Raw genomic sequence first — 13,014 nt, forward strand, 5'->3', positions numbered from 1 at the left:
CTCATTCCCCCGTACATTCGTTCTGAGATCCGTTGTGCTCGTCGGTCATCGCCACCAGGACCCGGCGCGGGCCCTCGTACGGGTCCCGCCCGTGCGAGACGAGCATGTTGTCGATCAGCAGGACATCGCCCTCCTGCCAGGGCTCGCGCACCGTCTCGGCGTCGAAGGCCGCGCGGACCTCGTCGAGAACGGCGTCCTCGATGGGCTCGCCGTCCCCGAAGTAGACCTGCCGCGGGATGTCCGCGGGATCGCCGTCCAGCAGCTCGGCGCTCACCTCGGCGGGCAGCGCGGAGGTGTGGAAGAGGTGTGCCTGGTTGAACCAGAGCTCGGCCCCGGTCACCGGGTGGCGGATCACGGCCTGGCAGATCTGCGAGGTGCGCAGTTGCTCGTCGCCGTACCAGGTGAACTCGATGCCCTGGGCCCGGCAGAGCGCCTCGACCTCGGCACGGTCCCCGGTCTCGAACGCCTGCTGCCAGCTCAGGTCGAACCCGGTCCCGTAGTTGCGCACGTAGCGCACCCCCCGCCGGGCGAACTCGTCCAGCAGCGAGCGGTCCAGACGCGCCGCGACCCGGCGGCTGTCCGCGAGCGGTGTCGCGCCGCCCGCGACGGCTGCCCGGTGGCAGTAGAACCACAGGTGCGTCGGCCAGATCCGCGCGTAGGCCATCTCGTTGTGCTGCGGGATGGTCTGGTCGGCGGGATATTCGGTCGACGTGTACACCCCGGCCACGTCCGCGCGGCTGCGCGGCGTCGATCCGTAGGTGTAGTTGAGCAGTTCGGGGGACCACGACTTGACGACGGCGTGGAAGTCCTCGGCATCGGACACCGGGAAGCCCCGGAACAGCACCGCGCCGCGCTCGCCCAGCAGCGCCTCCACGCGGGAGCGGTTCGTGCCCACCCAGTGGACGAGGTCGACCGAGGGCGCCGTGGGCGCGACGACGGAGATGACGGAGTGCCGGCTGTGGCTGACCGACACCAGTTCCTGCGTGCCGGACACGGCGACACGGCGACGGATGCCCCGGACGCCCGTGGGAGACGTTGCGGTCATGATGGTCCTCACTGGTCGAGTTGGAGAGACGGCTGGGGGGACTGCGGCTCGGACGCGGCCTGTGCGGCCTCGTCCAGCCGGCGCACACCGCGAGCCGGGGAGAGAAGCAGGATCAAGGACGGCACGAACAGTCCGATCGCCGACACCAGGACGGCCTGCCTGAGGCCCAGGGCGGTACCGAGCGCGCCACCGAGCAGCGAACCCACCGAGAGGGCGCCCCACGCGAAGGTGCGCACCGTGGCGTTCACCCGCCCGAGCAGATGGTCCGGGGTCACCGCCTGCCGGAAGCTGATGACGGTGACGTCGAAGACCGGGATGCCGAAGAGGGCGACGAAGCTCGCGACCGCCGCGGTCGCGACCGCCGCGACGGAGTTCCCGTGCACGCTCGCGAGGACGAGGTAGCCCAACGCCGGGAAGACCAGGGACAGGACGAGCGTCGGACCGACGCCGAGCCGGAGCGTCAACCGGTCGGCGACCAGCGCGCCGCACAGGGCGCCGGCGCTGCCGATCGCCGTGATCACGCCGATCTCGGCTGCCCCGACCCCGGCCTCCCTGATGAGGAAGAGGAAGTACACGGCCATCACGGCGCTGAAGAAGAGACTGGTGAAGACGGCGGCCACCGTGCACCAGCGGAGCAGGGCGTGCTGCTTGATGACGCTGAAGCCCTCGCGTACCGACGCCCACACCGAGGGCGCCTTGCGGTCGGCGTCCTTCGGGGCGTGCGGAGCCGCGTCCGACGGCAGCTTCATCAGGCTCAGGGCGGAGACGGCGTAGCTCACGGCGTCCAGGAGGATCACCACGGGCGCGCTCAGGGCGCTGATCAGCACACCGGCGGTGCCGGGGCCGACGACCTCCGCCACGGACTCCGACACCTGGAGCTTCCCGTTCGCCTCCATCAGCCGCTCGCGGCCGACCAGGCCGGGCACGTAGGACGGATAGGCGATCTCGAAGAACACGGTCATCGTGCCGACGACGAAGACGACCAGGAACAGCTGGGCCATGGTCAGCATGTCCAGCATGTAGGCGAACGGGATCCAGGCCAGCGCGGCGAACCGGACGGCGTTGGTCCACACGAGGATCGGCCGTCGGGCCCGCCGGTCCACGAACACGCCGACGAAGAGCCCGAACAGCAGGAAGGGCAGCCTTTCGAGCGCCCCGACCAGCCCGGACTCCATGGCCGTCGCGTCCAGGACCAGGACCGCGGTCAGGGGGAGCGCGACATAGGTGATCTGCGTACCGAGGAACGAGACGGACTGGCTGGACCACAGCAGGAAGAAACTTCGGTGCCGGAAGAGGGAGCCCGGCTTGGCGGTTACCGCCACTGGAGAACCTCCAGATCGGATGCGGGGACGGTGATCTCGGAAAGCCGCCGGTCCGGGTCGGCCGCGGCTGCCGTGAGGAAGGCGTTGAACTCCTCGGCCAGGCCGCGCACCGTCTCCTCGTCGAACAGCGAGGTGTCGTACTCGACGCGAAGTTCCAGCCGGTTCCCCGCCGGGAGGAGATGGAAGGTGACGTCGAACTTCGTCGCCTCGATGACGTCGGCGGCTTCCTCGACCTCGAGGCCGGCCATCTCCAGCGGGGCGTCGGGAACGTTCTGCAGGGCCAGCCAGGTCTGGAACAGCGCCTTGCGGCCGTCGGTCCGCTCGCCGACGCGCTCGATGACCTGCTGGAACGGCACGTCCTGGTTCTCGTAGGCGTGGAGCGTGCGCTCCCGCACCCGGGAGAGCAGCTCGGCGACGGTGGGGTCGCCGGACAGGTCCGTCCGCATCGCGAGCGTGTTGATGAAACAGCCGATCAGCGGATCGACCGCGGGGTCGGGCCGGCCCGCCACCGGCGTTCCGACCACCACGTCCCGGCGGCCCGCGCGGCGGCCGAGGACCGCCGAGTAGGCCGCGAGCAGCACCATGAACAGAGTCGTCCCCGTGCCCCGGGTCAGCCGCAGGGCCGGATCCGCCGGGATCGCGGTGGTGATGCAGCGTCCCGGTACCAGGGGCCGGTGCGCCGTCGGCCTGGGCCGGTCGGTGGGCAGCCCCAGGTCACGCGGAGCGCCGTCGAGTGTCTCCTGCCAGTAGGCCAGCTGCCTGGCGAAAGGCTCCGCCTGGGTGCGCTGCCAGCGGGCGTGGTCGCGGTACTGGACGGTGAGCTCGGGAAGCCCGGGCCGCTCGCCGCGCACATGCTCGCTGTACGCGGTCGTCAGCTCCTGGAGCAGGATGTTGGTCGACCAGGCGTCCGTGACGATGTGGTGCAGCGTGACGTGCAGGTAGTGCTCGTCGTCGGAGACCTTCAGCAACACCGTACGGATCGGCGCGTCGACCTCCAGGTCGAACGGCGCGGCAGCGGCACGGTCGAGCAGCTCCCACACGTCCCCCTCCAGGTCCCGGCACGGCAGCTCGACCGGCTCGGCATCACCGACCACCGCGATCGGTTCGCCCTCGGGTCCGATCGGATAGCGCGTGCGCAGGATGCTGTGCCGGACGGTCAGTGTCCGCAGCGCCTCGGTGAGGGCCGGCACGGACAGGGCCCCGCGCAGATGCAGGGTGACGGGGACGTGATAGGCGGACGACTGGTCCTCAAAGGAGTACGCGATCCAGAAACGCTCTTCGGGAAAGCTGAGCGGTCCGCTCCGCTGATCGGCGGAAAGGGGAGCGGATTCCGTCTCGTCCACAGGCCGGCCGACAGCACCGGGCCGCCCGCCGCCGCCCGCCAAACGCTTCGCCAGAAGCGCGCGCTTCGCGGGAGATATCGCGTCCAGGCGTGATCGCGTCATTCTTTCCCCGCCCGACGCACCAGCCATTTGCCGTACGGAGGTCATCGCCGCTCTCCCCGGCCGTCGGCGGAAGCCTGTGCCATGTGTGCCACCAGGCTCAGCGGACGCATGTCGGTCCAGTGCGTGTCGATGTACTCGAGGCAGGAGGACCGGTCTGCCGCGCCGTGGCAGACCGACCATCCGGTCGGGACGTCCGCGGACTCGGGCCAGATCGAGTACTGGCCCTCGCCGTTCACGACGACGTGGAAGCTGCCCTGAGGGTCGTCGAGCTGGTTCGACATCACACCTCGCTAACGGAGACAGCGGCGACCGCAAAGGTGCGGCGGCAGATGGCAGGCATGGCTGATCGCCTCTTTCCAGGGGAAGGCACAGAGGAAGGCAGAACTGGGCGAAAGGAAATCGCTTCGGAATACGGCGCGCTGCGAATCGCAAAGGGCGGACTGCTGTCCCGCAGCAAAAGTGGGAAGAGCGACAAAGATTTGCCGCGGCGGCTTGTCGATAAGCGGTCGGTGGCGCGGCTACACCGATTCGTCGGGCGGCAGATAGCGGCGCTGCATCAGCGGTGAAGCCGCATGGCAGCGGTGCAGCAGGGCGTTGATACGACAGGTCGCGCTGCGGAAACCGGGCGCGGCGGGATCGAGAGTGAGCAGGTACATCAACAGGTCGACCCGGTCTCTCTCGGCACGGCCGGAGGCGTGCTCCAAACCGTCCTCGCGTGTCGAGTGGGCCCACAGGGCGCCCAGCACCTCGGACACCTCGCTCGTCGGGTCGGCAGCGACCCTGCCGCGACGGTTCAGGCTGGTGTAGATGATGTCCATGCGGCGGTCAGCCGCCCCAGGTGCCAGTCTGCGGGGACGCCACCTGGGCAGCAGCGGCCGGGGCGGCTGCCGCCGCCGTGGCAGAGGGAACGGCCGCGACCGCGGCGGGGGTGAGGAGCACGGTCAAGCCGAGCATGAGAGCGGCGACCGCGGTGGCCTTGGCGATACAGGTGCGGATCATGGTGACCGTTCCTTTCGGAATCACATGGCGAGGTGTCCTGTTCCGGTCTCGCGTCCCGCGGTCGACGCTTCGCCCGGCTGCCGTTCGGGCTGTCCCGTGCCGGCGACGAACAGCTTCCCCTCGGACCAATACCGTTGGAAGGCTTTCCCGGAGTCCTGAACAGGGCTTATCCGGATCAGGACATGCGGCCGCGACCATTTTGGGGAAATTTCGGTTTCGCCCTGGTGCCGCGCCCGGGCATTGCACGCATCGGCTACCAGCGGAATGCCCGTCTGCGGGACTCCGACACGTGTGGTTCACATAACCTTGAACGGCGGTGCCACAGGTTGGAATCATGAGGTTCGACGCGCGGCCGGGGGGCGGCGTTCAGGAGGGGGACCACGGGGGCATGCTGCAAGCACTCGGAGTGGGAAACGACGCCGCAGACGTCTACCAGGCGATGCTCGACCACCCTGACCACGGGGTCGACCAGATCGCTGACGTGTGCGGCCTGACGCCCACACAGGTACACGACTGTCTCGACGAACTAGGCCGGCTGATGCTGGTTAGGGCGTCCAGCGAGCACCCGGGACAGATGCGGGCGGTCGACCCCGACATCGGCCTGGCCGACATCGTGGCCCGACAGGAGGCCGAACTCGCGGCCCGGCAGGCTCAGTTGGCCGCGTCCCGGGCAGCGGTCACCCGCATGGTCGCCGATCGCGCCCAGCACCGCTCCACCCACGGCGAGCGCCTGCTCGGCATGGACGCCATCCACCGCCGGCTCGAACGCCTGTGCCGCACCGCCCACACCGAGATCATCGGCGTGCAACCGGGCATCCAGCGCCCCGACGACCTCAGCGCCGGACGGGACCACGACCTCGCCGCCCTCGGCCGCGGCGTGACCTTGCGCGCCCTGTACCAGGAACACGCCCGCCGCCACACCCACATCGCCGCCTACGCGCACACACTGCTCAGCCACGGCGGAGAGGTGCGCACCGCCCCCACCATCCCCCAGCGCATCGTCATCGTCGACCGCGCCCACGCCCTGGTGCCGACCGACCCCGCCGACAACCGCAAAGGCGCTCTGCACGTCACCGAACCGGGCATCGTCACCGCCCTGCTCGAACTCTTCGAGCAGGCCTGGAACACAGCCGTCCCGCTCGGAACCACCCGCCCCGACGACCCGGAAGCCGGCCTCACCGACCACGAGCGCGAACTCCTGCGCCTGCTCGGCACCGGCCTCACCGACGAAGCGGCCGGACAGCGCCTCGGCCTCACCGATCGCACGATCCGGCGACAGGTCGCCTCGATCATGGAACGCCTCAGTGCCTCCAGCCGTTTCGAAGCGGGCATCAAGGCCGCACAACGCGGCTGGCTCTGACGAACCGACGACCGCGGAGCGAGCGCCACGGCTCTGCTCCGCGCCGCCCACCTCTCCGCGCAGTGAGAGAGACCTCACACCGACGGGAAAATCACACCGGCAAGGCGGCGCCAGGACACAGCGGAAGGGCCCTCACCGTGATCCCGGTGAGGGCCCTTCCGTCACTGCTCAGAACACCGACTCGTCGGCGCTCCGTGGTGCGCGAGGGGGGAGTTGAACCCCCACGCCCTTTCGGGCACTGGAACCTGAATCCAGCGCGTCTGCCTATTCCGCCACCCGCGCATTGGGTGTGTCCTCGGGCTCCTCGCCTTGCGGTGCGGCGCCTTCCGACACGCAGAACATTAGCACGCTGGAGGGGGTGGATTCACATCCCATATCCGCGGGCAGCCGCCCACCAGCGGCTTCGGATGCGGTCCGCCGAAACGGGGTGCCGTCGGCCACGTATCAACCTGTGCCGGTTCACGTATCAACCTCGTACCGGTAGCCCCCGTCTCCCTGGGAGCAGGCAGGGGTCCACAGTCAGGTGCGGGACACTTGTCCACGGCCGCCTCTACGATCCTTGACAGAGGAGTTCGACAGCGGAGTTCGAAGTGGGGCTCCACAGGGAACTTCGGAGGCGTCGACACCCGTCGACCGTGCCGACAGGGGGAACCAGCCGATTCACCGGCGCGTGGATACGATCAGTAAGCAGTACCAGGTAAGCAGCAGGCGCAGTACCCAGGGCGGCAAGGACGGAGGAGGTGCCTCATGGGAGTCCTGAAGAAGTTCGAGCAGCGTCTCGAAGGTCTGGTCAACGGCACCTTCGCCAAGGTGTTCAAGTCCGAGGTCCAGCCCGTGGAGATCGCGGGAGCACTCCAGCGCGAGTGCGACAACAACGCGACCATCTGGAACCGCGACCGCACGGTCGTACCCAATGACTTCATCGTGGAGCTGAGCACGCCGGACTTCGAGCGGCTCAGCCCCTACTCGGGCCAGCTCGGCGACGAGCTCGCCGGCATGGTGAGCGACTACGCCAAGCAGCAGCGCTACACCTTCATGGGGCCGATCAAGGTCAACCTGGAGAAGGCGGACGACCTCGACACCGGTCTGTACCGGGTGCGCAGCCGTACGCTCGCCTCCTCCACCAACCAGCAGGCCCCCGGGACCTCGGCCCCGGCCGGCCGCCCCGGCGCACCGGCACCCGGTCCGGGAGGCGGCTACGGCTACCCGCCGGCCGCTCCGGCCGGCGCCCCGCCCATGCCGGCCGCCCCGCCCCCGGGCCGTGGCGGCTACGGCTACCCGCCGGCCGCCCAGGCCCAGCGCCCCGGCGCCGGCGGCCCGGTCGGCGCGCCCGCGCCGGGCTCCCGTACCCGCCACTGGATCGAGATCAACGGCACCCGCCATCAGATCTCCCGCGCCACGCTGGTGCTGGGCCGCAGCACCGAAGCCGACGTGCGGATCGACGACCCCGGCGTCTCGCGCCGGCACTGTGAGATCCGGACCGGAACGCCCTCGACGATCCAGGATCTCGGGTCCACCAACGGCATCGTGGTGGACGGGCAGCACACCACCCGCGCTACGCTCCGCGACGGCTCGCGGATCGTCGTGGGCAGTACCACCATCATTTACCGGCAAGCCGAAGGGTGAAGCGGGGGCAATGTCAGAGCTGACCCTGACGGTCATGCGGCTGGGTTTCCTGGCCGTACTGTGGCTGTTCGTGATCGTGGCCGTGCAGGTCATCCGCAGCGACCTGTTCGGTACGCGCGTCACCCAGCGCGGCGCGCGCCGGGAAGCCGGCCGGGCCCAGCAGGCCCAGCGGCAGGCGCCTCCGCAGCAGCGCCAGCAGCCGGCCGCGGGCGGCCGCCAGCGCCGTAACGCCCCTACCAAGCTCGTCGTGTCCGAGGGCACCCTCACCGGTACCACCGTCGCGCTCCAGGGGCAGACCATCACCCTGGGCCGGGCGCACGACAGCACCATCGTGCTGGACGACGACTACGCCTCCAGCCGGCATGCCAGGATCTATCCGGACCGCGACGGTCAGTGGATCGTCGAGGACCTGGGCTCCACCAACGGCACGTACCTCGACCGAACGCGGCTGACGACCCCCACGCCGATTCCGCTGGGCGCGGCGATCCGCATCGGCAAGACCGTCATCGAGCTGCGGAAGTAGTGCTACATCATGAATAGGCGCGAGCGGAGCGAGCACGCGGTGTGGGCCCCCACCCCGGGCCCCGGCGCGCTCCCGACCGGAGGGTGGGCACCGTGCGGATGTACCCGGAGCCGACGGGCGAGGTGCGCATGAGTCTGTCACTGCGCTTCGCCGCCGGATCGCACAAAGGCATGATCCGGGAGGGCAACGAGGACTCCGGGTACGCCGGGCCCCGCCTGCTCGCCATCGCCGACGGCATGGGCGGCGCCGCCGCCGGCGAGGTCGCCTCCTCCGAGGCCATCTCCACCATCGTCGCCCTCGACGACGACGTGCCCGGCTCCGACGTCCTCACCTCGCTCGGCGTGGCCGTCCAGCGCGCCAACGACCAGCTGCGCTCCATGGTCGAGGAGGACCCCCAGCTCGAAGGCATGGGGACCACGCTGACCGCCCTGCTGTGGACGGGCCAGCGGCTCGGCCTCGTGCACGTCGGCGACTCGCGCGCGTACCTGCTGCGCGACGGCGTCCTCACGCAGATCACGCAGGACCACACCTGGGTGCAGCGCCTGGTCGACGAGGGCCGCATCACCGAGGAAGAGGCCACCACCCACCCCCAACGCTCGCTGCTGATGCGGGCGTTGGGCAGCGGCGAGCACGTCGAGCCCGACCTCTCCATCCGCGAGGTCCGCGCCGGCGACCGCTACCTGATCTGCTCCGACGGCCTCTCCGGCGTGGTCTCCCACCAGACCCTGGAAGACACCCTCGCCAGCTACCAGGGCCCCCAGGAGACCGTGCAGGAGCTCATCCAGCTCGCGCTGCGCGGCGGCGGCCCCGACAACATCACGGTCATCGTGGCCGACGTCCTCGACCTGGACACCGGGGACACCCTCGCCGGGCAGCTCTCCGACACCCCCGTCGTGGTCGGCGCGGTCGCCGAGAACCAGCACCAGCTGCACGACAACGGCATCATGCAGACCCCCGCGGGCCGCGCCTCCGGGCTCGGCCGGCAGGGCCACGGACACGGCGGGGGCGGCGACTTCGGGCCGCCCGGCTCCTCCGACACCACCGGCTACATCCCCGCGGGCAGCTTCGGCGACTACACCGACGACGACTTCGTCAAGCCCCGCAAGGGCCGCAGGTGGCTGAAGAGATCCTTCTACTCGGTCCTCGCGCTCGCCGTCATCGGCGGCGGTCTGTACGGCGGTTACCGCTGGACGCAGACCCAGTACTACGTCGGCACCAACGGCAGGCACGTGGCGCTGTACCGCGGCATCAGCCAGGACCTGGCGTGGGTCTCGCTCTCGAAGGTGTCCAAGGACCACCCCGAGATCGAACTCAAGTACCTGCCGCCGTACCAGCAGAAGTCGGTCGAGGGCACCATCGCCGAGGGCGACCTGAAGACGGCCCAGAAGAAGATCGACGAACTGGGCGTCCAGGCCTCCGCGTGCAAGAAGCAGGCCGAGGCGCAGGCCACGGAGAGCAACAAGAACTCCAAGACGGGCGAGGGCGAGGCCGGCGGCACCACGGGAACCACCCGGTCCTCTCTGACGTCAAAGGCCACACCGACCCCGACGAGCACGACCTCCCCGTCCCCGAGCGCTTCCGCATCCCCGAAGCCCACTCCCACCCCCGGCCCCACCCTCTCGGACGAGGAGAAGCAGGTCGTCGGGAACTGCGGAACGCAGTAGGCAAGCCGTGAGAGGCCCTGGCACACGATGAGCAGCAGTACTTCGAACACGTCGACGCACCACACGTCCACGATCGGCGCGATCGGCGCTCCCAGTCGTCGCAACACCGAGCTGGCGCTGCTGGTGTTCGCCGTCCTCATCCCGGTCTTCGCCTACGCCAACGTGGGCCTGGCGATCGACGACCAGGTCCCGACCGGGCTGCTGAGCTACGGCCTGGGCCTCGGTCTGCTGGCCGGCGTCGCCCATCTCGCCGTACGCAAGTTCGCCCCGTACGCGGACCCGCTGATGCTGCCGCTGGCCACCCTGCTCAACGGCCTCGGGCTCGTCGCGATCTGGCGGCTTGACCAGTCGAAGCTGCTCCAGCAGATCGGCCAGGCCGGCGGCAAGGCGACCAACCAGCTGATCTACACGGCGATGGGCATCGCCCTGTTCGCCGTCGTGCTGGTCTTCCTCAAGGACCACCGGGTCCTGCAGCGCTACACCTACATCTCCATGGTCGGCGCGCTGGTCCTGCTGCTGCTCCCGCTGGTCCCGGGCCTCGGCGCCAACATCACCTACGGCGCCAAGATCTGGATCCAGGTCGGCAGCTTCACCATCCAGCCCGGTGAGTTCGCCAAGATCGTGCTCGCGATCTTCTTCGCCGGCTACCTCATGGTCAAACGGGACGCGCTCGCCCTCGCCAGCCGCCGCTTCATGGGCCTGTACCTGCCGCGCGGCCGCGACCTCGGTCCGATCATCGTCGTCTGGATGATCTCGATCCTCATCCTGGTCTTCGAGACCGACCTCGGTACCTCGCTGCTGTTCTTCGGAATGTTCATCATCATGCTGTACGTCGCCACCGAGCGGACCAGCTGGATCGTCTTCGGTCTGCTGATGTCGGCGGCTGGTGCGGTGGGTGTGGCCTCCTTCGAACCGCACGTCCAGACCCGTGTCCAGGCCTGGCTCGACCCGATGCACGAGTACCTGCTCAGCCGCAACGGCAGCAACGACGGCATCGTCCACTCCGAGCAGGCCATGCAGGCCCTGTGGGCCTTCGGCTCCGGCGGCACCCTCGGCACCGGCTGGGGACAGGGCCACTCCGAGCTGATCCGCTTCGCCGCCAACTCCGACTTCATCCTCGCCACCTTCGGCGAGGAGCTGGGCCTGGCCGGCCTCATGGCGATCCTGCTGATCTACGGCCTGATCGTGGAGCGCGGCGTACGCACCGCCCTCGCCGCCCGCGACCCCTTCGGCAAGCTGCTCGCCATCGGCCTGTCCGGCGCCTTCGCGCTCCAGGTCTTCGTGGTGGCCGGCGGCGTGATGGGCCTGATCCCGCTGACCGGTATGACGATGCCCTTCCTGGCGTACGGCGGTTCCTCCGTCATCGCCAACTGGGCCCTGATCGGCATCCTGATCAGAATCAGCGACACCGCGCGCCGTCCCGCGCCCGCCCCCGCCCCCAGCCCCGACGCCGAGATGACCCAGGTGGTCCGCCCGTCATGAACAAGCCCCTGCGCCGGATCGCGATCTTCTGCGGCCTCCTGGTCCTGGCCCTGCTCATCCGCGACAACTGGCTCCAGTACGTGAAGGCCGACGCCCTCAGGGAGGACCCGGACAACCGCCGGGTGCTCATCGCGCGGTACGCCACGCCCCGCGGCGACATCATCGTCGACGGCAAAGCGATCACCGGGCACGCGGAGACGACGTCGGGCGACTTCAAGTACAAGCGCACCTACAAGGACGGCGCGATGTGGGCGCCGGTCACCGGCTTCGTCTCGCAGGCCTACGGCGCCACCCAGCTGGAGTCCATCGAGGACGGCATCCTCACCGGCACCGACGACCGGCTGTTCTTCCGCAACACCCTCGACATGCTCACCGGCAAGCCGAAGGAGGGCGGCAATGTCGTCACCACCCTCAACGCCGCCGCGCAGAAGGCCGCCTACCAGGGTCTGAAGAAGCAGGGCGGCAAGGGCGCGGTCGCCGCCATCGAGCCCTCGACCGGCAAGATCCTGGCGCTGGCCTCCTACCCGTCGTACGACCCCTCGACGATCGCCGGAGGCAGCGACTCCGACGCCGAGGCGTGGAAGAAGCTCGACAAGAAGAGCAACCCCGACGACCCCTCGCTCAACCGGGCGCTGCGCGAGGTCTACCCGCCCGGCTCCACCTTCAAGGTCGTCACCGCGGCCGCCGCGCTGGAGAACGGCCTGTACAAGTCGGCCGACGAGAAGACCGACTCCCCGCTGCCCTGGACGATGCCCGAGACCACGACCCAGCTGAAGAACGAGGGCAACATCCCCTGCAAGAACGCCACCCTGCGGGTCGCGCTGCAGTACTCGTGCAACACCGTCTTCGGCAAGGTCGGCTCCGACCTCGGCAACGACAAGATGCTCGAAGAGGCCAAGAAGTTCGGCTTCACCGAGGAGCAGTTCACGCCGGTCCGCTCCAGCGCGTCGGTCTTCTCCGACGACATGAACCCCTCGCAGACCGCGCTGTCCTCCATCGGCCAGTACAACACCGCCGCGACCCCGCTCCAGATGGCCATGGTCGCCTCGGCCGTCGCCAACAACGGCACCCTGATGAAGCCGTACATGGTCGACTCCCTCCAGGCCCCGAACGTGGACACCCTGGAGAAGACCGAGCCGGAGAAGATGAGCGAGCCGCTGTCCCCGGAGAACGCCCAGATCCTCCAGACGATGATGGAGACGGTCGTCCAGAAGGGCACCGGCACCACGGCCCAGATCGACGGCGTCACCGTGGGGGGCAAGACCGGTACCGCCCAGCACGGTGAGAACAACAGCAAGAACCCGTACGCCTGGTTCATCTCGTACGCCAAGGTCGGCGACAGCGCTCCGGTCGCCGTGGCCGTGGTCGTCCAGGACGACAACGCGGTCCGCGAGAACATCTCCGGCAGCGGTCTCGCGGCGCCCATCGCCAAGAGCGTCATGGAGGCGGTCATCGACTCCAAGAAGTGACCCCGCTCACGTCGCCCTCACATCGGTGCACGTTGCGATACCGGTCCTGTATCGGGTGACGCACTTGGCCAGGTCACAC

The 13,014-nt window shown here is 69.3% G+C and carries 12 protein-coding genes and 1 tRNA gene; 6 read left to right on the forward strand and 7 right to left on the reverse strand.

The genetic code is table 11. The annotated features are described in order from the left end of the window. Position 1 precedes the first annotated feature (1 nt). The 6 genes from AQI94_RS23045 to AQI94_RS44650 form a co-directional block, all read right to left on the reverse strand. Positions 2-1,045: a TauD/TfdA family dioxygenase gene (locus tag AQI94_RS23045; protein ID WP_031048272.1), complete on the reverse strand. Its 1,044-nt coding sequence runs from the start codon at positions 1,043-1,045 to the stop codon at positions 2-4. An 8-nt stretch (positions 1,046-1,053) separates the two neighbouring features. After that, entirely contained in the window at positions 1,054-2,367 is a 1,314-nt protein-coding gene (locus AQI94_RS23050) for an MFS transporter (protein WP_031048271.1), read from the reverse strand. Then, positions 2,358-3,710, reverse strand: a complete 1,353-nt coding sequence (locus AQI94_RS23055; protein ID WP_031048267.1) for a condensation domain-containing protein — start codon at positions 3,708-3,710, stop codon at positions 2,358-2,360. The genes AQI94_RS23050 and AQI94_RS23055 overlap by 10 nt, the downstream gene beginning before the upstream one ends. Positions 3,711-3,853: 143 nt before the next feature. Further along, the gene (locus AQI94_RS23060; RefSeq protein WP_037942834.1) at positions 3,854-4,093 is read right to left on the reverse strand and encodes an MbtH family protein; all 240 of its coding nucleotides are present in this window, start codon (positions 4,091-4,093) and stop codon (positions 3,854-3,856) included. 237 nt (positions 4,094-4,330) lie between these two features. Next, complete coding sequence (locus AQI94_RS23065; protein ID WP_031048262.1) at positions 4,331-4,630, reverse strand: hypothetical protein; 300 nt, start codon at positions 4,628-4,630, stop codon at positions 4,331-4,333. A gap of 7 nt (positions 4,631-4,637) precedes the next feature. After that, positions 4,638-4,811: a hypothetical protein gene (locus AQI94_RS44650; protein WP_158806285.1), complete on the reverse strand. Its 174-nt coding sequence runs from the start codon at positions 4,809-4,811 to the stop codon at positions 4,638-4,640. 388 nt (positions 4,812-5,199) lie between these two features. On the opposite strand from AQI94_RS44650, the gene AQI94_RS23070 reads away from it, so the two are divergent. After that, positions 5,200-6,171: a LuxR C-terminal-related transcriptional regulator gene (locus tag AQI94_RS23070; protein ID WP_031048260.1), complete on the forward strand. Its 972-nt coding sequence runs from the start codon at positions 5,200-5,202 to the stop codon at positions 6,169-6,171. Between the two features lie 195 nt (positions 6,172-6,366). On the opposite strand, the gene AQI94_RS23075 is transcribed toward AQI94_RS23070, so the two are convergent. Further along, positions 6,367-6,453, reverse strand: a tRNA-Leu gene (locus AQI94_RS23075). Positions 6,454-6,918: 465 nt separating this feature from the next. Here AQI94_RS23075 and AQI94_RS23080 point away from each other — a divergent pair. The 5 genes from AQI94_RS23080 (at position 6,919) to AQI94_RS23100 (ending at position 12,935) form a co-directional block, all read left to right on the forward strand. After that, on the forward strand, positions 6,919-7,797 hold the full coding sequence (locus AQI94_RS23080) for an FhaA domain-containing protein (protein ID WP_062229911.1): 879 nt from the start codon (positions 6,919-6,921) through the stop codon (positions 7,795-7,797). 10 nt (positions 7,798-7,807) lie between these two features. Further along, a complete protein-coding gene (locus AQI94_RS23085; protein WP_031036350.1) occupies positions 7,808-8,320 on the forward strand; it encodes an FHA domain-containing protein FhaB/FipA in 513 nt (170 codons plus the stop codon). Positions 8,321-8,418: 98 nt separating this feature from the next. Then, entirely contained in the window at positions 8,419-9,984 is a 1,566-nt protein-coding gene (locus AQI94_RS23090) for a Stp1/IreP family PP2C-type Ser/Thr phosphatase (protein ID WP_031036348.1), read from the forward strand. A 27-nt stretch (positions 9,985-10,011) separates the two neighbouring features. After that, positions 10,012-11,466, forward strand: coding sequence for an FtsW/RodA/SpoVE family cell cycle protein (locus AQI94_RS23095; protein ID WP_031036347.1), 1,455 nt, complete (start codon positions 10,012-10,014; stop codon positions 11,464-11,466). Beyond that, positions 11,463-12,935, forward strand: coding sequence for a peptidoglycan D,D-transpeptidase FtsI family protein (locus AQI94_RS23100; protein WP_031036344.1), 1,473 nt, complete (start codon positions 11,463-11,465; stop codon positions 12,933-12,935). Before AQI94_RS23095 ends, AQI94_RS23100 begins: the two co-directional genes overlap by 4 nt. Positions 12,936-13,014: the final 79 nt, after the last annotated feature.

This window comes from Streptomyces pseudovenezuelae (assembly GCF_001513955.1).
Lineage (GTDB): Bacteria > Actinomycetota > Actinomycetes > Streptomycetales > Streptomycetaceae > Streptomyces > Streptomyces pseudovenezuelae.

Excerpts from the sequence above, each read along its gene's own strand:
- AQI94_RS23045 (WP_031048272.1), bottom strand. The coding sequence starts at position 1,045 with ATGACCGCAACGTCTCCCACGGGCGTCCGGGGCATCCGTCGCCGTGTC.
- AQI94_RS23060 (WP_037942834.1), bottom strand. The coding sequence starts at position 4,093 with ATGTCGAACCAGCTCGACGACCCTCAGGGCAGCTTCCACGTCGTCGTG.
- AQI94_RS23065 (WP_031048262.1), bottom strand. The coding sequence starts at position 4,630 with ATGGACATCATCTACACCAGCCTGAACCGTCGCGGCAGGGTCGCTGCC.
- AQI94_RS44650 (WP_158806285.1), bottom strand. The coding sequence starts at position 4,811 with ATGATCCGCACCTGTATCGCCAAGGCCACCGCGGTCGCCGCTCTCATG.
- AQI94_RS23070 (WP_031048260.1), top strand. The coding sequence starts at position 5,200 with ATGCTGCAAGCACTCGGAGTGGGAAACGACGCCGCAGACGTCTACCAG.
- AQI94_RS23080 (WP_062229911.1), top strand. The coding sequence starts at position 6,919 with ATGGGAGTCCTGAAGAAGTTCGAGCAGCGTCTCGAAGGTCTGGTCAAC.
- AQI94_RS23085 (WP_031036350.1), top strand. The coding sequence starts at position 7,808 with ATGTCAGAGCTGACCCTGACGGTCATGCGGCTGGGTTTCCTGGCCGTA.
- AQI94_RS23090 (WP_031036348.1), top strand. The coding sequence starts at position 8,419 with ATGTACCCGGAGCCGACGGGCGAGGTGCGCATGAGTCTGTCACTGCGC.
- AQI94_RS23095 (WP_031036347.1), top strand. The coding sequence starts at position 10,012 with ATGAGCAGCAGTACTTCGAACACGTCGACGCACCACACGTCCACGATC.
- AQI94_RS23100 (WP_031036344.1), top strand. The coding sequence starts at position 11,463 with ATGAACAAGCCCCTGCGCCGGATCGCGATCTTCTGCGGCCTCCTGGTC.